Source organism: Aestuariibius violaceus, assembly GCF_040779325.2.
Classification (GTDB): domain Bacteria; phylum Pseudomonadota; class Alphaproteobacteria; order Rhodobacterales; family Rhodobacteraceae; genus Aestuariibius; species Aestuariibius violaceus.
In genome coordinates this window covers 219,874-242,191 of record NZ_JBFONT020000002.1, presented here as the reverse complement: position 1 = coordinate 242,191, position 22,318 = coordinate 219,874, and the positions used below count along the sequence as shown (strand labels likewise).

The window sequence follows — 22,318 nt, the reverse complement described above, 5'->3', positions numbered from 1 at the left end:
CGGGAGGACACCATGGCGCTCATCACCTACCTGCCGCGCAACGAAGACGGCATCGCGGCGGCCATCGGCATCCTGAAACAGCGCTTCGGCGAGCGCTTCCAGACCGGCCAGGCGATCCGCGACCAGCACGGCCACACCACCACCTGGATCCTGACCCAGCCCCCCGACGCGGTCGTCTTCCCGACCGAGACCGCCGAGGTGACCGAGATCGTCAAAACCTGCGCCGATCACGGCGTCCCCGTCATCCCCTTCGGCACTGGCACCTCGCTCGAAGGCCACGTGAACGCCCCCGCAGGCGGCATCTGTGTCGACCTCAGCCAGATGAACCAGGTCCTCGCCGTCCATGCCGAAGACCTCGATTGCGTCGTCCAGCCCGGCGTCACCCGCAGCCAGCTCAATACCTATCTCCGCGACCAGGGCCTCTTCTTCCCGATCGACCCCGGCGCCGACGCCTCCCTCGGCGGCATGGCCGCCACCCGCGCCTCGGGCACCAACGCCGTCCGCTACGGCACGATGAAGGACAACGTGCTCTCGCTCGAGGCCGTCATGCCCGACGGCCGCGTCATCCGCACCGCCTCCCGCGCCCGCAAATCCTCGGCCGGCTACGACCTCACCCGCCTGCTGGTCGGCGCCGAAGGCACCCTCGGCATCATCACCGAAATCACGCTCAAGCTCCACGGCATCCCCGAGGCGATGTCGTCCGCCACCTGCTCCTTCCGGACGGTCGAGGAGGCCTGCAACGCCGTCATCGCCACGATCCAGATGGGCGTCCCCGTCGCCCGCATCGAACTGCTCGACACGCCCATGGTCCAGGGCATGAACGGCTATTCCAAGCTCTCCCTGCCCGAAACGCCGCTCCTCATGCTCGAATTTCACGGCAGCGAAACCAGCGTCGCCGAACAGGCCGAGACCTTCGGGGAAATCGCCGCCGATTGCGGCGGCTCCGACTTCGCCTGGACCGCCAACGCCGAAGAGCGCACCAAGCTCTGGCAGGCCCGCCACGACGGCTACTGGGCCGCCCTCTCCCTCCGCCCCGGCGCCAAGGGCATCTCGACGGACGTCTGCGTCCCCATCTCCCGCCTCGCCGACTGCGTGACGGCAACGCAGGAAAAGACCGCCAAACTCGGCTTCATCGCCCCCATCATCGGCCATGTGGGCGACGGCAACTTCCACACCCTCGTCCTGGTCGACATGGAGGACGACAACGAAGTCGCCCGCGCCGAAGGCTTCGTCAGCTGGCTCAACGACCTCGCAATTTCAATGGACGGAACCTGCACCGGCGAGCATGGGATCGGGCAAGGCAAGAAGCCCTACCTGAAGAAGGAACTCGGCGCCGCGACAGACGACATGGCCGCCATCAAGGCCGCCCTGGACCCGAAGGGCATCATGAACCCCGGCAAGATTTTCTAACGCCGCCCGAAGACGGGTTGATCGACCACCGGCAAGCCAGACGACCGGAACATCAGGGCGGGTCACTTCTTGATATTGCCATCTTCGCTGGGGGCCTGAGGCGCCCCCTGCATTTCGTCCCATAGATTATTGTCAATACCGACCGGAGGCCGCCCAAATGTCTCGATGGTCAGCATGGCCTGATCGGCGATCGTCTTGAAGACGCTGTTGGAGTTCTGGCGTGTGAAATGGTAATTGAGATGTGCGTCATTGATATCGCGCGCCGTCCTTTTCATCGCGTTCACCGTTCCCTCAGGGCTCCGGTTGCTGCCGATCTCGGCCCTGTAGAGCTCCCATGTCCCGGTAAGACCGCCCCCTCGCCGAGTGCGATCTTCTCCAAGGTAATCTCCCAGATCCATCACATCGACGATCAGCTTGGTCTGATCGGCGCCATTCGTCTTCGGCTCCGTCGACGGCCCGCCGGTAATGACCGTCGCGTCTGATCCATCCGCCGGAACGTAAAGAAAATGCCTGTGATCGGCCAAGCCGTTCACCAGCTTGGACGACGCCATGTAAAGACCCGGCGCAAGCACGTCACTCCAGTTTATCTTTTCGTTCTGAGAAACGTCCCTTGCAATGGCCTCGGTAATGCCGCCGTTGGACGTGATACCGTTCCGCAGCTCGACGATCTTTTCCTTCGTCTTGCTATCCGTGTTCTTCTCTATATCGACCAGGTCCACTTTCCTGTCCCGCCCAACTGAATTTCGCCCCGAAATGCGAATATCGTCGGGATGAACTTTCGAGTTGAATGGCAGAAACGCGGTTCTGCTTTGCGCCGGACCTGCAGAAAAGCTGTCCGCCTCCACCTTCATTGGCGCCTGCGAGGCATGAATATCCGGGGTTCCGACGGTCGGGCTGGGCATGAATGCATTCCTTGTGATTTCCACATCGGGAATGGGCCTAGCCTGCACGCCTTACAGATCCCTTACATGCTGTTCCGAGACATCACGCGGTCCGGCTTTCGGCTGCCTCATGCGGTCAGCGTCCGCCCCACCGCATCCTTCCAGCCCGCATACCGGCGCTCCCGCGTCCCGGCATCCATCCGCGCCTCAAACCGGGTATCCCGCTCCCAAAGCTCTCCAAAGTCTTCCACCCCGGGATAGACCCCCGCCTTCATCCCGGCGAGCCACGCCGCGCCCAAAGCCGTCGTCTCGCGGATTACAGGCCGGTCGACGGGGGCGCCGATGATGTCGGACAGAAACTGCATGGTCCAGTCCGATGCCGTCATGCCTCCGTCGACGCGCAGCACCTCGGGGCCGCCGTCGATCTGCCAGTCGGCCTGCATCGCCTCCAGCAGGTCGCGGGTCTGGAAGCCCACGCTTTCCAGCGCCGCGCGTGCCAGCTCTGCCGGGCCGGTATTGCGGGTCAGCCCGTAGATCGCCCCCCGGGCTTCGGCATCCCAGTAGGGCGCCCCCAGCCCCGTGAAGGCGGGAACGAGATAAAGCTCCTGGTTGTCGTCCGCCCTCTCGGCCAGCGGCTGGGTTTCGGCCGCATCGCGGATGATCTTCAGCCCGTCGCGCAGCCACTGAACCACCGCGCCGGCAATGAAAATCGCCCCCTCCAGCGCATAGGTCGGCGTGCCGTCCAGCTGATAGGCGATCGTCCCCAACAGCCGGTTCTGGCTCTCTACCAGCGTATCGCCCGTGTTCAGCAGCGCGAAACACCCCGTCCCGTAGGTCGATTTCAGCATCCCCGGCTTGAAGCACGCCTGCCCGATCGTCGCCGCCTGCTGGTCGCCCGCCACGCCCAGAATCGGCAGCTCCCGCCCGAACAGATCGGCCCGGGTCGTCCCGAACTCCGCCGCGCAATCCTTCACCTCCGGCAGCATCGACAGCGGGATGCCAAGGCGGTCGCAGATCACCTCGTCCCACTGCCCTTCGCGGATGTTGTAAAGCATCGTGCGCGCCGCATTGGTCGCATCGGTCACATGCGCCGCCCCGCCCGTCAGCTTCCAGATCAGATAGGTATCCACCGTCCCGAAGGCGAGCTTGCCCTCGGCCGCCTTCTGCCGCGCACCGTCCACACTCTCCAGAATATACCGCGCCTTCGTTCCGGAAAAATACGGATCCGCCAGCAGCCCGGTCCGCGCCGTGATCTCTGCCTCGAACCCCTCCGCGCGCAACTCCTCGCAGAAGGCCGCTGTCCGCCGGTCCTGCCAGACGATCGCGTTGTGGATCGCCTCGCCCGTCTCCCGGTCCCAGACCAGCGTCGTCTCGCGCTGGTTGGTGATCCCGATCGCCGCGATGTCCTCGGCCCGCACCCCGGCCCGCTCCATCGCGCCCCGGCAGGTGGAGGCGGTCGTCGACCAGATATCCGCCGGATCATGCTCCACCCAGCCCGACCGCGGAAAGTGCTGGGGAAACTCCTCCTGCGCCATCGCTTTGATCCGCCGCTCCCCGTCGAAGAGGATGGCGCGCGACGAGGTGGTGCCCTGGTCGATGGCAAGGATGTGGGTCATGTGGTGCCTCCCGTATTTGGCCGGAAGGTTAGCCGCGGAATCCGGTAGCCACCACGAACTTTTCCGAGCTGTCCGAGCGTGAGGCGGGCGGCTTCACATTGGCGACCTTCGCGAACTTCTGCTTGAGAAGCTTCTGCAACTCGCCCTCGGCTCCGCCAGCCAGCACCTTGGCGACGAACGTGCCGTCCTCGGCAAGCGTGTCGAAGGCAAAATAGGCGGCGGCCTCGCACAGCGCGATGATCCGCAGATGATCCGTCTGCTTGTGCCCGGACGACGCCGCGGCCATGTCCGACATCACCACATCCGCCTGCCCGCCCAGCCAGGCCTTCACCTGATCATCCGCCCCGTCGGCCATGAAATCCAGCTGATGGATCTCCGCCCCGGGGATCGGCTCGACCTCCTGCAGGTCAATCCCCAGAACCGTCCCCTGCGGCTTGCCCGCGCGGTCGCCCAACGCGTTCACCCGTTTCACCGTGACCTGGCACCAGCCACCCGGCGCACAGCCCAGATCCACCACCCGCGCACCCGGCACCAGAAACCCGTACTTGTCGTCCAGCTCAAGGATCTTGAACGCCGCCCGCCCCCGATACCCCTCGGCCTGGGCGCGCTTCACATATGGGTCGTTCAGCTGCCGCTGCAGCCAAAGCGTCGACGACAGCTTGCGCCCGCGCGCCGTCTTGACCTTCACCTTCAGGTCGCGCTGCCCCCGGCCGGAGGTGTTCTTGGTAGGTTTCTTGACCATGGGCGAAGAGATAGGGGGTGAGGGACCGAATGGCGAGGCCCTGACATCGGCTGGGTACTATGCAGAAAAACTACCTACTCACCCACCACAAATCGCAGAAGACTGAGTTACGCAGACATTCAACATCGTTCTGAACGAAATAGGAACTGTGTCAATCACTGCGAATATGTGCTGTAACCTTGCGCATCACCTCGTCAAGGGTGGCTTGAAGTCTGGTGAGTTCCGCTAGGTTTGATGTCAGTTCAGGCGCGTACCGAACAATCAGGTATTCACGTCGGTTCGTTGCTTCGAGAAGATGTTGGGCCGTCTTCTTCCTAAGCTTCAGGACAGATACGAACTCTTTGTTCTCCAAGCTGTGTAATCGGCCACGAATGGCGGCAGCAGATTCTCCACGATGACGAAGAAAGGCATTCAGGAAGAGTTCTGTAGAATGAAGCGCGCACAGGTACGCCGGAGCGTAAGCTATAAGTCCACCCTTCTTTGTCTCGCGAAATAGGGTTTTGGCTGCGATGAAGTAGGCTTCCGCTAATCCGAGCACATCAGCTATGCTGGCACTGCTCCCTGGATAGGCTTCGGGCGACACATCCTGCAGATCCTTCAATATGAGCGGCCTCAAAAACGATCACTTGCGAAAGACTGATATCAGAAAGCGGCGGTTGCTTGTCCGGTTGAAGCATAAAATATGACGCGTTTCTGAAGCCTTCGCCGTAAGGCAGCTGTGTCCGCATCCGACCGTCAAACTCCTGCCCTTTTCCGTTATTATGCCGCTGTTTGGGGTTAGTAAGGGAATTTGAGCCATGCCTATTCTTATTGCAATTCTCGGCGCCATTGGGGGCGCGATCTGGTGGTATGTCCGCTCCAACCCGAGGGGCGCGATCCAGACGGCCGACGACATCCTGACCACCGCGCGCAACGCGCCGCGCAGGTTCGCCTTCCGGCGCCAGACCAATGCCCACCCGGTCGAGGGGATCGAGGATCCGATGATCGCCGTGGTCGCCATCGCCCAGGCGTTTCTCGAACTTGACGACCTGCCGACCCAGGACCAGCGCAACGGCCTGAACCTGGCCATCCGCAAGGACCTGCGCACCTCCGAGGAAGAGGCCGAAGAGCTTCAGACCCTCGGTCGCTGGCTGCAGACCCAATGCGGCGGCCCGCAGGAGGCGATCAGCCGCATCGCCCGCAAGCTCTACAAGATCGACGGCGACGCCTCGTTCGACATGCTGCTCAAGCTGCTCAACGACAGCGCCGATGCCGACGGCCTCAGCGATCCGCAGCGCGAGGCGCTGGACGAGATCAAGCGGGCCTTCCGCATCCGCTAGGGCCACGGCGGCCGATCGCGAAACCCTGTCTCGGGGGCCATCGGCGCCACCGGGCGCTCCCGGGGGTGCGCCCAGCCTCCGCTCGCCGCTCTGATCCCTGCGCTCACTGGCCGCAGGGTGACCGAAAGCGGTCCCGGAACATTGCTGACCGCCAGCCCGTTCTCCCGGCAAGCAAACCAAGGAGGACATGATGCCCAAGATCGATACCGCGAAAATCCTGATCATGGCGACTGACGGCTACGAACGCTCCGAACTGCGCGAGCCGCTGGACCGCCTCAAGGCCGCCGGCGCCACCGTCCACATCGCCAGCCCCGAGGGGGAAGAGATCACCAGCTGGGACGAAACCAGTTGGGGCGATGCCATTGCCTCCGACCTCAAGATCGCGGACGTGGATGCAGGCGACTACGACGCCCTCGTCCTGCCCGGCGGCCAGATCAACCCCGACATCCTGCGCACCAAGAAGGATGCGGTGGCCCTCGTCAAAACCTTCCACGGGGCGGGCAAGCCCGTCGCCGCGATCTGCCATGGCCCCTGGATGCTGGTCGAGGCGGATCTGGTGCTCGGCCGTCGCGTCACCGCCTATCCCTCAATCCGCACCGATCTCAGCAATGCCGGCGCCGAGGTGGTCGATGAGGAAGTGGTCCAGGATGCGGGCCTGATCACCAGCCGCAACCCGGATGACCTGCCGGCCTTTTGCGACACGATCATAACCGCCGTGGAAAGCTCCAACGGGCTCCGCGCCGTCGCCTGAGATCCTTTGCTGCCGACAGAGCGCGCCGCTTGGGACACCGCAGGCGGCGTACAATCCTTGACGAACCCATAACTGAGTAGCTATCAATCTCCAAATGATAGCCGCCCAGTTATGGATTGATCTATGGACGCTCCAACCGAACTCCTCCGCTCCCTGGCCGATCCCACCCGGCGGGGCATTTTCGAGGATCTTTGCCTGAACGGGGACAAGACCGTTCGCGCGCTGACCGACAAGGCCGGCATCTCGCAGCCCGCGGTCTCCAAACATCTTGCCATTCTTAAGCAAGCCGGCCTGGTCGACGGCACCCCGACGGGCCGCCAGACCCGCTACCGCGCCCGCCCAAAGGCGCTCGCTCCGCTCGTCGACTGGACCCACCGGATGACCGCCTTCTGGGACGGTCGCCTCGACGCGCTTGAAGACACGCTCAAGCGGATCGACCAATGACCGTGGCCGAACCCCGCATCGTGGTGTTGGAACGCGACCTGCCCCATCCGCCCGCCAAGGTTTGGCGCGCCCTGACCCAATCGGACCTCCTCGCCGACTGGCTCCTCCAGAACGATTTCCGGCCAGAGGTCGGCCACACCTTCACGCTGACCGCTGAGTGGGGAGAGATCACCTGCCGCGTCCTGACCCTCGAGCCCGAGAAGGCGCTCAGCTACACGTGGACAGGCGGCACACTCGACACCGTGGTCACCTGGACACTCACGCCGAAAGATGACGGCACGATGCTCCGCATGGAGCAGACCGGCTTCGGCCCGGGCGACCGCCTCGCCTATGGCGGCGCCAGAACCGGCTGGCCGCGGTTCCTCGACGCCCTCGATCGGCTGCTGGCGGGGGGATCCGCAGGATGACGCTCCACTCCCTCCTTCGGCACACCCACCGCTGGGCCTCCCTCACCTTCACCGGCGTCGTCATTGCCGTCTTCGTCGCCCAGACCCGGCCGGCCCCGCCGGACTGGATCTTCTATCTCCCCCTCGCTCCGCTCGCCCTGATGGTGCCAACCGGGCTCTATCTCTTCGCGCGCCCCTATTTCAGGCGACGAGCCCCATGACCAAGCCCCCAAAACTCCTCTCCGGCGGCAATCCGCAGATCCCGAAGGGCTACGGCGACGGGCCGGTCCAGGCCTACATCGCCGCCATGCCCGGCTGGAAGAAACGGATCGGCACGGAGATCGACGCGCTCGTCGTCAAGACCCTCCCCGACGTCCAGAAGGCGGTGAAGTGGAACTCCCCCTTCTACGGCGTGGAAAGGAACCGCTGGTTCCTCAGCCTCCACTGCTTCACCCGTTACGTGAAGCTCACCTTCTTCGACGGCACGTCGCTTGATCCGATGCCGCCTGAGCCTTCCAAGCACCCGAAGGTCCGCTATCTGAACATCCGTGAGGACGACCCGCTCGACGCCGCCCAACTCACCGACTGGACCTTACAGGCCAGCCGCCTGCCCGGCGAAAAGCTCTAACCGCACGATCCGGATCGTGACACGGGGCCTGCAGATGCTAAGCCTGCGCCATGACCGCCCAGAAATCCCTCACCGGCGCCGCCTGGGCGCTCCTCCTGCTGCTCGCCCTCATCTGGGGCGCGTCGTTCCTGTCGATCCGCGTCGCGCTTGACGAGATCGGCCCGCTCACCTCCGTCGCGCACCGGACGTTCTGGGCCATGCTCGTCCTCTGGGCCGTCATCGCCGTGCTCCGCCTCCCCGTCCCCAAAGACCCACGGCTCTGGGGCGCCTTCCTGATCATGGGTCTCCTCAACAATGTCATCCCCTTCGGCCTGATGGCCTGGGGCCAGCTTCATATCGAAACGGGTCTCACCTCGATCCTCAACGCCGCGACCGCCATCTTCGGCGTCCTCGCTGCCGCTCTCGCCTTCCCGGACGAGCGGCTGACGCTGCGCCGCGGCCTCGGCGTGAGCCTCGGCTTTCTCGGCGTCGCCACGGCCATCGGCCTCGGCAACCTGGTGACCTTCGACCTCCGCTCCCTCGCCCAGCTTGCCGTCATCGGCGGTACGATCAGCTACGCGCTGGCGGGTATCTGGGCGCGCAAGACCCTCTCCGGCCTCCGGCCAGAGGTCGCCGCCGCCGGCATGCTCACCGGTTCCACGCTCATCACGCTGCCGCTCGCCTGGCTGACGGAAGGCCCGCCGACGCTCGCGCTGCAGACCGACACCTGGATCGCCATCGGCTATTACGCGGTCGTCGCCACCGCGATCGCCTACCTGCTCTACTACAAGGTCCTCCAGCTCGCCGGCAGCGGCAATCTCCTGCTCTGCACCCTGTTGATCGCGCCCGTCGCCATCGTCCTCGGTGCCCTCGTCCGCGACGAAAGCCTCGACCCCCGCGCCTATATCGGCTTCGCGATGCTGGCCCTCGGCCTCCTGATCCTCGACGGCCGCCTCTTCCGCAAGAACGCGCCCCACGCCGCGTAAAGCCCCTAGCGAAGGCGAAGCCCGTCCGCTAACCCTTTCCCATGATTTACGAAACGCCCGAGGCCTGGCGCACAGCGCCCCAGAAACGGATCCTGCTCTTCGGGATGTCCGGCCTCGGCAAGACGCATCTCGCCAACCTCCTGCGCGCGAAAGGAGGCTGGTTCCACTACTCCGTCGATTACCGCATCGGCACGCGCTATATGGGAGAGCTCATCGCCGACAACGCCAAGCGCCACGCGATGCAGGTCCCCTTCCTGGCCGAGCTTCTGAAAAGCGACTCGATCTATATCGGCTCGAACATCACCTTCGACAATCTCGCGCCCCTCTCGACCTATCTCGGCAAGCCCGGAGACCCCGCCAAAGGCGGCCTGCCGATCGAAGACTACCGCCGCCGCCAGGACGAACACCGCCAGGCCGAAATCGCCGCCCTCCTCGACACGTCCCATTTCATCGGGCGGGCCGAGCGCCTCTACGGCTATCCCCATTTCGTCTGCGATTCCGGCGGCTCCATCTGCGAGGTCGTCGATCCCGACGACCCCGAGGACCCCGTCCTGACCGCGCTCGCCCGCGACATGCTGCTGGTCTGGATCGAAGGCAGCGATGCCCACACGGCAGAGCTCGTCGCCCGCTTCGACGCCGCCCCAAAGCCCATGTACTACCGCCCTGACTTCCTAGACGCCGCCTGGTCCACCTACCTGCAGGACAGCGGCCTGCCGCCCGAACAGGTCGACCCCGACGCCTTCATCCGCTGGACCTACGCCCGCGCCCTCGCCCACCGCCAGCCGCTCTATGCCGGGATGGCGAAATGGGGCGTGACCGTGAAGGCCGACGACGTCGCCAAGGTCCGCAGCGAAGCCGACCTGACCGATCTGGTGGCCGACGCGATCGCCGTACGCACTTAAGCGGACGAGATAGCCGTCGCCTCCGGAGCGCCAACAGGCCCGGAATCAAGCCGAAGGCGCCGGGCCAGCGGCGGCCCGCCCCACGGGCTGGCGCTTTGCCACCCGCGCGCTGACCCCTGAGGGAAGATGTACACGGCACCATAAAAGCACTTCGCTCCGCCGTTGCCGCGCCACCCCACGGGCCGCCGCTGACCCGGCTCATGTTGCGCCTTTTGCTCAAGCAAAGCGGCATTTATGCCCTTTCCCAACGACGCTAACCTGACCGAAGAAGCCCGCCGCTAAGGACACAGCATGCCCGCCGTCTTATGGAAACAACTGGAGACCGACGGCCATGACACCTGTCGTTTCAAGAAAACCGCCACCGGATGGTCCCTCGACGGCACCGCTGTCTTCGACCACGAAGGACACGCCGCCGCCCTGAACTACACCCTTCTCTGCGACAGCGACTGGACCAGCCGTCAAGCCCACGTCAAAGGCTGGGTCGGCCAGACCGATATCGACGTGCTGATCGAACGCACCGACAACGGACACTGGCATATCAACGGCACCAACGACCCCAACCTCGACGACCTCAAAGACATCGACCTCGGCTTCACCCCCGCCACCAATACGAACGCTATCCGCAGGCTAAACCTCTCAAACGGAAAGGAGGCCCAATCCACCGCCATCTGGCTGGATACCGCGGACTGGACCGTGAAGATGCTGCCCCAAACCTACCGGCGCATAGACGACCAAAACTACGCCTACACCTCCCCGCTCCATGACTATCAGGCGACCCTCCGCGTCGACGATTTCGGCATCGTCCGCGACTATCCGGCCCTCTGGATGGCAATCGATCCGAAAGCCGGCTGACAGGCCCGGCCAACCCTTCTTCCGCGACAATCAAGGCTCCGCAACCAGCGCCTTCAACACCGGCAAAAGCTTCGAAAACACCTCTACGAACAGCGGATGCCACTCGTCCGACAGGTCGTCCTCCAAACCGTGCCAGAAGAACCGGAACCTCTGCCCGCCATCATCCGCCGTCTCGAAATCCCACCTGTCCTCCAAAACCCCCTCGACCGGGCAAAGATAGAAAAACCAGCGATCCGCATCCGGCAGATCACTGCTGTCGAAAAGGAAGACAGGCGGGCCAACGGCGACCAGCCCGCACTCCTCCGCCAACTCGCGGCAGGCTGCGGCGCCCGGATCCTCGCCCGCCTCGATCGTCCCCTTGACCAGCTGCAGGCCAGCCAGGGGATGCCGGAATGCCAGTATCTCCAACCGGCCCCCGGCCGGCCGCAGCACGACAGGACATGCTTTCTGAACTGACCTCTTCACCATGCGGCAGAGCTAACGCGCGGCGGCGGCCCGGCCATGGCCGCTCCGTCCCATAAGCCGCCAACGATTGTTTCCAAAACCGTTGCCCCGTTAACCACAGTCCGCCCCGTTAACCGGCCGATGTTGCGTCCGGATGTCCGACAGAAAGCCGACGCGATGCCGACCGGATGCCGACACGCCAAATCCCCCGCAAAGCCTGCGTTAACACACGATTCGCGGCCATTCTCCGTCGCACCCCGTCCGGCACGCCAAACGGGCGGTCAATCTCCGCTTAACACCTGTGGCAGGGCCTCTTGCCGCTGCCCCCACCGCGGGATACGCCCGCCCCATGGCCACCCGAAAGATCATCATCGACACCGATCCGGGCCAGGATGACGCCGTCGCGATCCTCCTCGCCCTCGCCTCGCCGGAACTCGAGCTTCTGGCCGTCACCACCGTCGCCGGAAACGTCCCGCTCCCCCTCACGACCCGCAATGCGCGGCAGGTCCTCGAACTGGCCCAACGCCCTGACATTCCTGTCTTTTCCGGCTGCGACAAGCCACTGGTCCGCGCCCTCGTCACCGCCGAACACGTCCACGGCAAGACCGGCCTCGACGGCGCCGAGCTGCCCGAGCCGACGATGCCCGTTCAGGACGAACATGCCGTGGACGCCATCATCCGCCTCGCCCGCGACCACCCCGGCCTGACGCTCTGCCCCATCGGCCCGCTGACCAACATCGCGACCGCTCTGCGCAAGGCCCCCGATCTTGCTGAAAACATTGGTGAAATCGTCCTCATGGGCGGTGCCTATTTCGAGGTCGGCAACATCACCCCCGCCGCCGAGTTCAACATCTACGTCGATCCCGAAGCCGCCGCCGAGGTCTTCGCCTCCGGCATCAAGCTGACCATCTTACCTCTTGATTGCACACATAAATTCCTGGTCACCAGGGACCGCGCCGATGCCTTCCGCGACCTGGGCACCCGGGTCGGCCAGACCGTCGCCGACTGGACCCATTTCTTCGAACGCTTCGATATGGAGAAATACGCCTCCCCCGGCGCCCCCCTCCATGACCCCTGCGTCATCGCCTACCTGCTCTGGCCCGACCTCTTCTCGGGCCGCCACATCAACGTCGAGGTCGAAACGACCTCCGACCTGACCCGCGGCATGACCGTCGCCGACTGGTGGCGCGTCACGCAACGCCCTGAAAACGCTCTCTTTATCGGGGATCTCGACGCGGGCGGCGTCTTCGCCAACCTCACCGACCGGCTGGCCCGGCTATGAGCACGATCCTCCGTCTCGCCGCCCCCGAAGACCTCGACATCTTCGCCGGCCTTGTCGCCCGGTTCCACGAGGAATACGGGCTTCAACGCACTGACGACCAACGAAAATCCGCCCTCCTGCCCCTCCTCGAAGGCAGCCCTCACGGCGCCGCCTACCTGATCGGCCCCGCCCGCGCCCCGGTCGGCTACGTCGTCGTCACCTTCGGCTGGTCGATCGAGATGGGCGGCCTCGACGGCTTCATCGACGAGATCTGGATCCGCCCCGCCGTCCGCGGCCGCGGCATCGGAACAGAAGCCCTCCTAACCCTTTGCCGTACCTTGAAAAACACCGATCTCAAAGCGCTCCACCTTGAGGTCGACCGCGACGACAAGGCCACCCAATCCCTCTATAAGAAGGCCGGTTTCGCCCTCCGCGACCGCTACGCCCTGATGACGCGGGCCATGTGAGCTCTTAAGTCAAGCCAATGTTCGCCTTCGACAACAGCTATGCCCGCCTCCCCGACCGGCTCTTCACCCGGCTCGACCCCACTCCGGTCGCCGAACCCCGCCTGATCGCCTTCAACGATGCGCTGGCGGCAGAGCTTGGCATCACCAAACCAAACAACGAAACCCTCGCTAACATCTTCTCCGGCAACGAAATTCCTGACGGTGCCGAGCCCTTGGCCCAGCTCTACGCGGGCCACCAGTTCGGCCATTGGAATCCCCAGCTGGGCGACGGCCGCGCGATCCTTCTGGGCGAGGTCGCAGGCCGCGACATCCAGCTCAAGGGCTCCGGCCGCACCCCCTACAGCCGCATGGGCGACGGCCGCGCCTGGCTCGGCCCCGTGCTGCGCGAATACGTCGTCTCCGAAGCGATGCACGCCCTCGGCATCCCCACCACCCGCGCCCTCGCCGCCGTCACAACGGGCGAACCGGTCTTTCGCGAGGCCGAACTGCCGGGCGCGATCCTCACCCGCGTCGCCGCCAGCCACATCCGCGTCGGCACCTTCCAGATCCTCGCCGCCCGCCAGGATATCGAGGGATTACAGGCCCTTACGGACCACGCCATCGCCCGCCATTACCCCGATGCGGACGGCCCGCACGGCCTGCTCACAGCCGTCGTCAAAGCCCAGGCACAGCTCATCGCCGCCTGGATGTCGGTCGGCTTCATCCACGGCGTGATGAACACGGACAATTGCGCGATCTCGGGCGAAACCATCGATTACGGCCCCTGCGCCTTCATGGACGATTACCACCCCCAGACGGTGTTCTCCTCCATCGACCAGATGGGGCGCTATGCCTATGCCAACCAGCCCCAGATCGCCGTCTGGAACCTCGCCCAGTTCGCCACGGCCCTCCTGCCCCTGATGCCCGATCAGGACGCCGCGATCGAGGACTTCACAGCCCTCGTCAACGGCTTCGCCGATCATTACCAGGCGGCCTGGCTCCGCCGCTTCGGCGCGAAGATCGGGATCTCTGATCCCGGGCCCGACGATGCCGAGCTGATCGGCCGGCTCCTCAGCTGGATGGTCGAGACGCGAGCGGATTTCACCAATACTTTCCGTGCGTTGGATAGCGTCGATCTTCCCGCCGAGTGGCAAAAAGACTGGCAGGACCGCCTCGCCTCCGAACCCGATCCGGCAGCAACGACCGCCGCGGCAAATCCCGCGATCATCCCCCGCAACCACCGGATCGAAGCGATGATCGCCGCCGCGCTGGACGGCGATTTTGCCCCGTTCCACGCGCTGAACGAAGCGCTCTCCAGGCCCTATGAAGACCCCGAGGACAGGACGCTGAAAGCCCCTCCCGAACCCGAAGAGGTCGTTCAGGCCACCTTCTGCGGCACCTGAGCCCGCGCCGGCCGGTTGATCAGCACCAGCCCCAGCGCCACCAGCGCCAGCGCCCCGAAGATCACCGGCCCCACCTCCTCGCCCAGCAGCGCCCAGCCGAACAGCACGCCAAAGACCGGTGACAGGAAGCTGAACGAGGCCACACCGCTCGCCGGGTAGATCGAGAGGAGCCAGAGCCAGAACAGGAACCCGGCGCTGACCACGACGACGATCTGAAACGCCAATCCCCACAAGTGGATAGGCTGCAGATCTCGCACCAGATCCCCGAAAAGCGGCGCGGCGAGCAGCAGGATCGGTGCCGACACCCCGACTTGCCAGAGAAGCTGCGTATGCGGTGTGACGTTCCTCAGCGTCGTCGCCTTCGCGATGAACGCAATAGCGGCCCAGCAGATTGCTCCCCCAAGCGCAAAGAGGTCTCCGGCCAAGGACACCTCCCCGCTATCCGGTCTCTGGAGGATCGCCCAGGCCGTCCCGGCTAGCGCCAGCGCCAGCCCAAGCGCCTTCACCGGCGTGATCCGGTCGCCCGGAACGAAGAAATGCGCCGCGATCGCCAGCCAGACCGGCATCGTGTAGAAGATCACGCTGGTCCGCGACACCGTCGTCAGGTCCAAGGCCATGAAGAGAAAGACAAATTCCAGTGCAAAGACCGCCCCGATCGCCAGCCCGGGCATGATCGTCTCGCGCGTGATCATCACCGGGATCCTGCGGAACCGCATCCAAAGCCAGATCAGCAGGATCGCCCCCGCCGACCGCAACCCGGCGAAAAACACCGGCTGCAACCCCTCATTCACCACGGCGATGACGACCTGATTGAACGCGATGAGGGCAGCAAACCCGATCAGCGAGACCGCCCCGAACGCATCCATGCTGTCCCGCTTTTCCATGGCCGGACAGAAGCCCGGCGGTCGGATCAAGTCAAGCTGGCCCCCGCCCGTCTGAGCCGCTAAATCGGGATGCGAGATGACGACCACGATCCTTTCCCGCTGCGAGGCCAACGGCCTGCGCATGACCGACCAGCGCCGCACCATCGCCGCCGTCCTCGAAGAGGCCGATGATCACCCGGATGTGGAAGAGCTCTATGCGCGCGCCGCCGCCCGCGATCCCCGGATCTCGATCGCGACGGTCTACCGGACGGTGAAGCTGTTCGAAGAATCCGGGATCCTTGAAAAGCACGAATTCGACGGGGGCCGTGCAAGGTATGAAATCGCGGGTGGCGACCACCACGACCACCTGATCGACCTGCAATCGGGCGAGGTGATCGAGTTCGTGGACGAAGAGATCGAGGCGCTTCAGGAAAGGATCGCCGAAAAGCTGGGCTACAAGCTCAAAGGGCACCGGCTAGAGCTCTACGGTGTGCCCCTCAAGAAGTGATGTATCCCATCACGATCCTTGATTTGCCGCCGCCTGGCCGAGCCTCTACCGCCTGAAGCGGACCTCGAAAGGACGCCCCATGGAGAACCTCCGCGGCGCGGCACTGATGACCGCCGCCATGGCCTGCTTCGCGCTTGAGGATATGTTCATCAAGCTGATGGCCTCGGCCATGCCGGTGGGGCAGATCCTTATCCTGCTCGGCACTGGCGGCGCGCTTATCTTCGCCGCCCTGACCCGCGCCACGGGCGCTCGCGTTTTCGATGGCGCCCTGCGCCATCCCGCGGTCCAGCTCCGGTGCCTGGGCGAATTGATCGGGACGATGGGCTTCGTCACGGCGATCGCACTGACGCCGATTTCCTCCGCCTCCGCGATCCTCCAGGCCACCCCGCTTGTCGTCACCCTGGGTGCCGCGCTTTTCCTTGGAGCCGAGGTCGGCTGGCGCCGCTGGACGGCCATTGCCGTAGGCTTCGTCGGTGTCCTCCTCATCATCCGGCCGGGCGCCGCGGATTTCGAGCCGCTATCGCTCTTCGCCCTGCAAGGCGTCTTCGGCCTCGCCATCCGCGACCTCGCCACCCGCCGCGTGCCCGCCGACATCTCCTCCATGCAGCTCTCCACCTACGCCTTCGCGACCGTTATCCCCGCAGGCGTCGCGATGATGGCCGCTATGGGTCAGGGGCCGGTCCTCCCCGATGCCGGCGATTGGGGCTATCTGGCGGGTGCGCTGACCATTGGCGTGATGGGCTATTACTGGATCGTCGGCGCGATGCGGATCGGCGACATCGCCTTTGTCACACCCTTCCGCTACAGCCGCCTCGTCTTCGCGCTCTTCGTCGGCATCTTCGTCTTCTCTGAAAACCCCGACGCGCTCACCTATCTCGGCGCCACGATCATCGTCGGATCCGGCCTCTACACGCTCCTCCGCGAGGCGCAGGCCGCGCGCCGCCGCCCGGCCGCTTCCCTGTCCCGCCCCTGACCGTTAAGAGGGGCGCAACGCCACGGAAAGGACGCGCCCCATGAGCCTCATCATCGACATCCATGCCCGCGAAATCCTCGACAGCCGGGGCAATCCCACGGTCGAAGTGGACGTGATCCTCGAAGACGGCACGATGGGCCGCGCCGCCGTTCCCTCCGGGGCCTCGACGGGTGCCTACGAGGCGGTCGAAAAGCGCGACGGCGGCGGCCGCTACAAGGGCAAGGGCGTGATGGAGGCGGTGGCCTCTGTCAACGGTGAGATCGCCGAGGCGCTTCTGGGCATCGACGCGACCGAACAGGCGGCCATCGATGAGGCGATGATCGAACTTGACGGGACCGACAACAAATCCCGCCTCGGCGCCAACGCGATCCTCGGCGTCTCTCTCGCCGCCGCAAAGGCCGCCGCCGATTTCACGACCCAGCCGCTCTTCCGCTATGTCGGCGGCACATCGGCGCGCCTGCTGCCTGTGCCCATGATGAACATCATCAACGGCGGCGAACACGCGGACAACCCGATCGACATCCAGGAGTTCATGATCATGCCGGTCGCCGCGGGCTCCATCCGCGAGGCGGTGCGCGTCGGGTCCGAGATCTTCCACACCCTGAAGAAAGAGCTGTCAGAGGCCGGCCACAACACCGGCATCGGCGATGAGGGCGGCTTTGCCCCCAATCTCTCCTCCACCCGAGAAGCGCTCGACTTCATCCTGCGCTCCATCGAAAAGGCGGGCTACACACCCCAAGACGACGTTGTGCTCGCGCTCGACTGCGCGGCGACCGAGTATTTCAAGGACGGCGCCTATCACCTTGCAGGCGAAGACAAAATTCTGACCTCGGACGAAAACGTCTCCTATCTCCAGGCCCTCGTGAACGACTATCCGATCATCTCGATCGAGGATGGCATGTCCGAGGATGACTGGGACGGCTGGGCGACCCTCACTGAAGTCCTCGGCGACAAGGTCCAACTCGTGGGCGACGACCTCTTCGTGACGAACCCCGCCCGGCTCAAGGACGGGATCGAAAAGCACTCGGCCAACTCGCTGCTGGTGAAAGTCAACCAGATCGGCACCCTGACCGAGACGCTGCAGGCGGTCGACATGGCCCATCGCGCGCGCTTCACCTGCGTGATGTCCCACCGCTCTGGCGAGACCGAGGATTCCACGATCGCCGACCTCGCCGTCGCCACCAATTGCGGTCAGATCAAGACCGGCTCCCTCTCCCGTTCGGACCGGCTGGCGAAGTACAATCAGTTGATCCGCATCGAGGAGTCGCTGGGAGAGACCGCACAATATGCCGGAAAGTCGATCCTGAAATGAAGAAAGGGGGCCGTCGGGCCCCCTTCCTCAACTCAGGTCTTGCGTGACGGCTCAGTTCCACCAGCCTTCGTCGACGCTTTCCATCTCTTCCAGCTGCTCTTCGGTCATGCGTGTGACGTAAGCGTAGGTTTGATCGTCGACCGGAACGAGCTTCACGTCTTCGACCGGGATCATCACGTGCTTGTCGCCGATATCGAGGAATCCGCCGATCTCCGCGACGATGCCAATCATCTGGCCGTCGCGCGAGAGGATGACATCCTCGATCTCGCCGATATCGTTCCACTCCGCATCGATCTCAGCGAAGGCGTCGTCATCGCCCCACATCGCATCGTCGGCCTCAACGTTCATCGTGTAGATATCACCGCCGGTGATGTCGCGCGTGCGGATCAGGTTCTCTGTGTCCATCTGCGTTTCGGCGATGGCTGACCCGGCAGTCAGAGTTGCAGCAATAACAGCGATAGAATATTTCATTTTGGTCGATCCTCGCTTCGAGTGTATTTGCCTGACCTCAATGAAACTTCGCCTGCATACCGTTCCGAAACTATGACAAGTTTGCCCAATAAATCGGCAATCGACCTCATTCAGAGCCTCAGTCTTGCCCCTCACCCCGAAGGCGGCCATTACCGCCAGACTTGGGTCGCGGATAACCCGGGCCGCCCCATGGCGACGGCGATCCTGTTTCTGCTGGCCGAGGGCGAGCGCAGCCACTGGCACAAGGTCGATGCGGCGGAGTTGTGGCTATTCCACGCAGGCAGTCCGTTGACCCTGCAGATCGCCGAAAGCGATGCCGGGCCTGCAGCCCCCCACACGCTCGGCCCCGATCCGTTGACGGGTCAAGCGCCGCAGGTGATCGTCCCCGCCCATCACTGGCAGACGGCCGAGACGACCGGACCCTATACGCTCGTCTCCTGCATCGTCTCGCCCGGCTTCACATTCGACGGTTTCACACTGGCCGAACCGGATTTCGAGATTCCCTAGAACATCACACTCACGAGCCAGAGCGTTATCCCCGGGAAGGTGACAAGGATCGCCACCCGGACCAGGTCCGAGGCGACGAAGGGCGTCACCCCGCGATAGGTCTTGCCCATCGGGATGTCCCGCCCCACCTGGTTGATGATGAACAGGTTCATGCCCACCGGTGGCGTGATCAGCCCGACCTCCACCACGATCAGCGCGAGGATGCCGAACCATATCGCTGTCTCCTCCGGCGTCAGACCGAAATCGAGCGCCTGCACGATGGGAAAGAAGATCGGAATCGTCAGCAGGATCATCGACAGCGAATCCATCACGCAGCCGAAGACGAGATAGGCCAAGAGCATCGCGATCAGGACGGTCAGTGGCGCGAAGCCCTGCCCCGTCACCCATTCCGCCATCATCTGCGGTGCGCGGGTGGTGGCGAGGAAGGAATTGAACAGCGCCGCGCCGAAGACAATGAAGAAGATCATCGCGGTGGCCTGCGCTGTCTCCAGGATCGCGGCGAGGAAAGCATCCTTCGTCAGATCCCCGGTCAGAACACCATAGAGCCCCGCCAAGACCGCGCCGACCGCGGCGCCCTCAGTCGGCGTGAACAGTGCATCGGGTCCTGGATTGCTCCAGTCCCAATCCCCCGCGATGCCGTACATGACGAGGGCGAAGATCAGGATGACAGGCCACGTCTTGGCCAGTGACCGGAACCGTTGGGCGTAGGGCACACGGTCAGCCGTCCCGGCTGCTCCTTTGACGACGCGGACATAGATCGCGACGGTCAGCATATAGCCAAGTGCGGCCAGGATCCCGGGGATCAGCGCGGCGATGAACATCTTGACGATGTTCTGCTCGGTCAGGATCGCGTAGATGACGAGGATGATCGAGGGCGGAATCAGGATCCCCAGCGTCCCGCCCGCCGCGAGCACCCCGGTCGACAGCGCATCGGAATAGCCCCGTTGGCGCATCTCGGGCAGCGCCACCTGCCCCATGGTGGATGCCGTGGCGAGTGACGATCCGCAAACCGCTCCGAACCCCGCACAAGCTCCGACAGCCGCCATGGCCACGCCCCCCTTCCGGTGGCCCAGCCAATCCGATGCCGCCTGAAACAGCGCCGCCGACATGCCGGATTTCGTCGCAAACTGCCCCATCAGCAGGAAGAGCGGTACGATGGAGAGCGAATAGCTGGAAAACGTGTCGTAGGTCAGCGTCTTCAGCTGGGCGAGCGGCGGCGCTGGCGTGCCCCGCACGACCCAAACGCCGATGAACCCCGTCAGCGCCATGGCGACAGCTATCGGCACACGCAGGAAGATGCCCAAAAGCATCAGTCCAAACCCGATCAGGGCAACCTCAACACCGCTCAAATCGGCGACTCCTCTGGGGTGGTACGGCCCTCTTCTCCAGCAAGCAGCCAGTTGAGCGACCGCCAGACAGCGTAGAGCGACACGACGAAGAACACCGCCGCCCCGATCAGCGCGAGGCCGTAGATGATCCAGATCGGGATCTCGAGCTCATAGGATGTCTCAGGAAAGAACGGTTTGTAGCCCATCGCCAGCCGATCGCGCCACGCCTCTGAGAAATATGGGAATTTCTCACCGAAACCGAGATAGAAGCGCCAGAAGATCACGCCCGCGGCAAGCGCGATCAAACTGTCACCAAGGAACCCGAACAGCGCCTTGCCCCGCTTCGGCAGCGTATCGACAAGGATGTCGACGGTCACATGCCCCCGGCGCAGTTGACACCACGGCAGGAAGTAGAAGACGGCGATACCCACACCCGCCTCGACCAGCTCGTAGTCGCCGGGGATCGGGCCAAGCCCCGCAAAGATCAGCCGCCGTCCGATGATCGAGGCGACCACCATGATCGCCACGGCCACGAGGATCACCCCGCCCAGATAGGCCAGCCACCGGGCGAGAGGTTCAAGCGCACGCTCCGTGCGCGCCTGGGCGGCAGGGGCGATCTGCATCAGACCTGAAGCACCGGCGGCGCGGCATTGAGCGCCGCGATATCCATCCCAGCCACCTTCTTGTAGCCGTCCGCAAACGCCTGACGCTCGGCCAGCGGCATCACGGTTTCAATGTCGTCGAACCCCTCGGGCGCGCGCTCCTCCACGATGTCGAGGATCTTGTCCGGCCCGTCGCCGCGATTGGTTAGGACCAGCGCGTTGACCTTCGGGCGGCGCTCCGCCTCGTAGGCTTCAAGCGCCCCTGCCCCGACCGACTGTTCGCCGAAGGCGGACGCAAGGCAGCAGGCATCAATGATCCCCTGTGACGCCCCGTTCGACCCGATCGGATACATGGCGTGCGCCGCGTCGCCCAGAAGGGTCATCCGCCCGTGGGTCCAGCGGTCGAGCGGATCGCGGTCGACCATCGGGTATTCCCAGATCCCATCCGCCGCGCGGATCGTCGCCGGGATGTCGAGCCAGTCGAAGGACCAGCCTTCGAACGCCGCGACAAAATCCTCCGCCTGCGCCTCCCGTGTCCAGTCCTGCCTGGCCCAATCGTAGTCCGGCGGCATGGTCAGGTCGGCAATCCAGTTGATGACCGATCCCCCCTCCTCGGTATCGCCGATCGGATAAGCCACGAACTTCACATCCTTCCGGCCCGTCATCGTCACGCTGCGCCCGGTCAGGAACCTTGGCCCCCGCGTCACACCGCGCCACATCATCGTGCCGCCCCATTTCGCCTCTCCCTCCTCCGGGTAAAGCCGCGCCCGCAGGGCCGAGTTGATCCCGTCGCAAGCAATCAGAACGTCCCCCTTGGCCGAGCCCAGCGGCGCCCCGGTCGCGCGATCCGTCAGATCAACCCGCACCTGCCCGTCCCGCTCGATCCAGCTTGTCACCGCATGACCGGGAAGGACGACATCCTCCCCCGCCCGCGCGACCAGCGCGTGATAAAGCGCCATCTGGAACAGTCCGCGATGGACCGAGAATTGCGGCCAGTTATACCCCGCACCCATCCCGCGCGGCTCACGCCAGATCAGCTGGCCGTGGGTGGAGAAATAGGCCACCTCCTCCGTCCGCAAGCCACAGTCGTCCAGCGCATCCTCCAGCCCCAAGGCGAACAGCTCCTTCACAGCATGGGGCTGAAGGTTGATGCCGACGCCAAGCGGGCGCAGCTCGCGCACCGCCTCGAAGATGCGGAACGGGATCCCGGCCCGATCGAGGCAGAGGCCAAGCGTCAGGCCAGCAATCCCGGCACCGGCGATCAGAACGGTCATCAAATGCCTCCCGGCGGGCGGGGTCGCCCC

27 protein-coding genes are annotated in these 22,318 nt (G+C 64.6%); 17 read left to right on the top strand and 10 right to left on the bottom strand.

The genetic code is table 11. From position 1 onward, the window contains the following. Positions 1-12 precede the first annotated feature (12 nt). Positions 13-1,410 (top strand): FAD-binding oxidoreductase, encoded by a 1,398-nt coding sequence (locus tag AADZ90_RS08360; protein ID WP_367312125.1) that lies wholly within the window; start codon positions 13-15, stop codon positions 1,408-1,410. Between the two features lie 62 nt (positions 1,411-1,472). Here the strand turns inward: AADZ90_RS08360 and AADZ90_RS08355 are convergent, their stop codons facing one another. The 4 genes from AADZ90_RS08355 to AADZ90_RS08340 form a co-directional block, all read right to left on the bottom strand. Next, the gene (locus AADZ90_RS08355) at positions 1,473-2,312 is read right to left on the bottom strand and encodes a hypothetical protein (RefSeq protein ID WP_367312124.1); all 840 of its coding nucleotides are present in this window, start codon (positions 2,310-2,312) and stop codon (positions 1,473-1,475) included. Between the two features lie 107 nt (positions 2,313-2,419). Beyond that, a complete protein-coding gene (glpK, locus tag AADZ90_RS08350; protein WP_367312123.1) occupies positions 2,420-3,907 on the bottom strand; it encodes a glycerol kinase GlpK in 1,488 nt (495 codons plus the stop codon). Positions 3,908-3,935: 28 nt separating this feature from the next. Next, complete coding sequence (locus AADZ90_RS08345) at positions 3,936-4,649, bottom strand: RlmE family RNA methyltransferase (protein ID WP_367312122.1); 714 nt, start codon at positions 4,647-4,649, stop codon at positions 3,936-3,938. Positions 4,650-4,800: 151 nt separating this feature from the next. After that, entirely contained in the window at positions 4,801-5,250 is a 450-nt protein-coding gene (locus AADZ90_RS08340; protein ID WP_367312121.1) for a hypothetical protein, read from the bottom strand. Positions 5,251-5,446: 196 nt separating this feature from the next. Here AADZ90_RS08340 and AADZ90_RS08335 point away from each other — a divergent pair, with 196 nt between their 5' ends. The 9 genes from AADZ90_RS08335 to AADZ90_RS08295 all read left to right on the top strand — a co-directional run bounded on the left by AADZ90_RS08335 (position 5,447) and on the right by AADZ90_RS08295 (position 10,896). Continuing rightward, positions 5,447-5,968, top strand: a complete 522-nt coding sequence (locus AADZ90_RS08335) for a hypothetical protein (RefSeq protein WP_367312120.1) — start codon at positions 5,447-5,449, stop codon at positions 5,966-5,968. A gap of 190 nt (positions 5,969-6,158) precedes the next feature. Next, positions 6,159-6,719, top strand: coding sequence for a type 1 glutamine amidotransferase domain-containing protein (locus tag AADZ90_RS08330; protein WP_367312119.1), 561 nt, complete (start codon positions 6,159-6,161; stop codon positions 6,717-6,719). A 123-nt stretch (positions 6,720-6,842) separates the two neighbouring features. Next, the gene (locus AADZ90_RS08325; protein ID WP_367312118.1) at positions 6,843-7,163 is read left to right on the top strand and encodes an ArsR/SmtB family transcription factor; all 321 of its coding nucleotides are present in this window, start codon (positions 6,843-6,845) and stop codon (positions 7,161-7,163) included. Further along, positions 7,160-7,570 carry an SRPBCC family protein gene (locus AADZ90_RS08320; RefSeq protein ID WP_367312117.1) on the top strand — a complete coding sequence of 137 codons (411 nt, stop codon included), beginning with the start codon at positions 7,160-7,162 and terminating at the stop codon, positions 7,568-7,570. The genes AADZ90_RS08325 and AADZ90_RS08320 overlap by 4 nt, the downstream gene beginning before the upstream one ends. Next, positions 7,567-7,770 carry a hypothetical protein gene (locus tag AADZ90_RS08315; protein WP_367312116.1) on the top strand — a complete coding sequence of 68 codons (204 nt, stop codon included), beginning with the start codon at positions 7,567-7,569 and terminating at the stop codon, positions 7,768-7,770. Before AADZ90_RS08320 ends, AADZ90_RS08315 begins: the two co-directional genes overlap by 4 nt. Further along, positions 7,767-8,177, top strand: a complete 411-nt coding sequence (locus tag AADZ90_RS08310) for a DUF1801 domain-containing protein (protein ID WP_367312114.1) — start codon at positions 7,767-7,769, stop codon at positions 8,175-8,177. Before AADZ90_RS08315 ends, AADZ90_RS08310 begins: the two co-directional genes overlap by 4 nt. A gap of 50 nt (positions 8,178-8,227) precedes the next feature. Continuing rightward, positions 8,228-9,142 carry a DMT family transporter gene (locus tag AADZ90_RS08305; RefSeq protein WP_367312113.1) on the top strand — a complete coding sequence of 305 codons (915 nt, stop codon included), beginning with the start codon at positions 8,228-8,230 and terminating at the stop codon, positions 9,140-9,142. A 41-nt stretch (positions 9,143-9,183) separates the two neighbouring features. Beyond that, entirely contained in the window at positions 9,184-10,044 is an 861-nt protein-coding gene (locus AADZ90_RS08300) for a DEAD/DEAH box helicase family protein (protein ID WP_367312112.1), read from the top strand. A gap of 291 nt (positions 10,045-10,335) precedes the next feature. Then, positions 10,336-10,896 carry a putative glycolipid-binding domain-containing protein gene (locus AADZ90_RS08295; protein WP_367312111.1) on the top strand — a complete coding sequence of 187 codons (561 nt, stop codon included), beginning with the start codon at positions 10,336-10,338 and terminating at the stop codon, positions 10,894-10,896. Between the two features lie 30 nt (positions 10,897-10,926). On the opposite strand, the gene AADZ90_RS08290 is transcribed toward AADZ90_RS08295, so the two are convergent. Then, a complete protein-coding gene (locus AADZ90_RS08290; RefSeq protein WP_411996979.1) occupies positions 10,927-11,328 on the bottom strand; it encodes an NUDIX domain-containing protein in 402 nt (133 codons plus the stop codon). Positions 11,329-11,689: 361 nt separating this feature from the next. On the opposite strand from AADZ90_RS08290, the gene AADZ90_RS08285 reads away from it, so the two are divergent. Genes AADZ90_RS08285 through AADZ90_RS08275 form a run of 3 tightly spaced genes read left to right on the top strand, consistent with a single transcriptional unit; the run spans position 11,690 to position 14,450 of the window. Next, entirely contained in the window at positions 11,690-12,622 is a 933-nt protein-coding gene (locus AADZ90_RS08285; RefSeq protein WP_367312109.1) for a nucleoside hydrolase, read from the top strand. Beyond that, a complete protein-coding gene (locus tag AADZ90_RS08280; protein ID WP_367312108.1) occupies positions 12,619-13,068 on the top strand; it encodes a GNAT family N-acetyltransferase in 450 nt (149 codons plus the stop codon). Before AADZ90_RS08285 ends, AADZ90_RS08280 begins: the two co-directional genes overlap by 4 nt. A gap of 17 nt (positions 13,069-13,085) precedes the next feature. Further along, complete coding sequence (locus AADZ90_RS08275) at positions 13,086-14,450, top strand: protein adenylyltransferase SelO (RefSeq protein WP_367312107.1); 1,365 nt, start codon at positions 13,086-13,088, stop codon at positions 14,448-14,450. Here AADZ90_RS08275 and AADZ90_RS08270 read toward each other — a convergent pair. Continuing rightward, on the bottom strand, positions 14,426-15,334 hold the full coding sequence (locus AADZ90_RS08270; RefSeq protein WP_367312106.1) for a DMT family transporter: 909 nt from the start codon (positions 15,332-15,334) through the stop codon (positions 14,426-14,428). The genes AADZ90_RS08275 and AADZ90_RS08270 overlap by 25 nt on opposite strands. Positions 15,335-15,410: 76 nt before the next feature. Between AADZ90_RS08270 and AADZ90_RS08265 the strand changes: the two genes are divergently transcribed. From AADZ90_RS08265 to eno, 3 genes are all read left to right on the top strand, one after another. Then, positions 15,411-15,821, top strand: coding sequence for a Fur family transcriptional regulator (locus AADZ90_RS08265; protein WP_367312104.1), 411 nt, complete (start codon positions 15,411-15,413; stop codon positions 15,819-15,821). A 79-nt stretch (positions 15,822-15,900) separates the two neighbouring features. Continuing rightward, positions 15,901-16,794 (top strand): DMT family transporter, encoded by an 894-nt coding sequence (locus AADZ90_RS08260; protein ID WP_367312103.1) that lies wholly within the window; start codon positions 15,901-15,903, stop codon positions 16,792-16,794. Between the two features lie 40 nt (positions 16,795-16,834). Continuing rightward, positions 16,835-18,106, top strand: coding sequence for a phosphopyruvate hydratase (gene eno / locus AADZ90_RS08255; protein ID WP_367312102.1), 1,272 nt, complete (start codon positions 16,835-16,837; stop codon positions 18,104-18,106). Positions 18,107-18,157: 51 nt separating this feature from the next. Here the strand turns inward: eno and AADZ90_RS08250 are convergent, their stop codons facing one another. Next, on the bottom strand, positions 18,158-18,577 hold the full coding sequence (locus tag AADZ90_RS08250; protein ID WP_367312101.1) for a PRC-barrel domain-containing protein: 420 nt from the start codon (positions 18,575-18,577) through the stop codon (positions 18,158-18,160). Positions 18,578-18,649: 72 nt separating this feature from the next. Here AADZ90_RS08250 and AADZ90_RS08245 point away from each other — a divergent pair, with 72 nt between their 5' ends. Further along, complete coding sequence (locus tag AADZ90_RS08245) at positions 18,650-19,084, top strand: cupin domain-containing protein (protein ID WP_367312100.1); 435 nt, start codon at positions 18,650-18,652, stop codon at positions 19,082-19,084. On the opposite strand, the gene AADZ90_RS08240 is transcribed toward AADZ90_RS08245, so the two are convergent. Genes AADZ90_RS08240 through AADZ90_RS08230 form a run of 3 tightly spaced genes read right to left on the bottom strand, consistent with a single transcriptional unit; the run spans position 19,081 to position 22,288 of the window. Continuing rightward, on the bottom strand, positions 19,081-20,433 hold the full coding sequence (locus AADZ90_RS08240; RefSeq protein WP_367312099.1) for a TRAP transporter large permease: 1,353 nt from the start codon (positions 20,431-20,433) through the stop codon (positions 19,081-19,083). The two genes, AADZ90_RS08245 and AADZ90_RS08240, sit on opposite strands and share 4 nt — an antisense overlap. Next, on the bottom strand, positions 20,430-21,035 hold the full coding sequence (locus tag AADZ90_RS08235; protein ID WP_367312098.1) for a TRAP transporter small permease: 606 nt from the start codon (positions 21,033-21,035) through the stop codon (positions 20,430-20,432). The genes AADZ90_RS08240 and AADZ90_RS08235 overlap by 4 nt, the downstream gene beginning before the upstream one ends. Further along, positions 21,035-22,288, bottom strand: a complete 1,254-nt coding sequence (locus AADZ90_RS08230; RefSeq protein ID WP_367312097.1) for a flavin-dependent oxidoreductase — start codon at positions 22,286-22,288, stop codon at positions 21,035-21,037. The genes AADZ90_RS08235 and AADZ90_RS08230 overlap by 1 nt, the downstream gene beginning before the upstream one ends. Between the last annotated feature and the right edge of the window lie 30 nt (positions 22,289-22,318).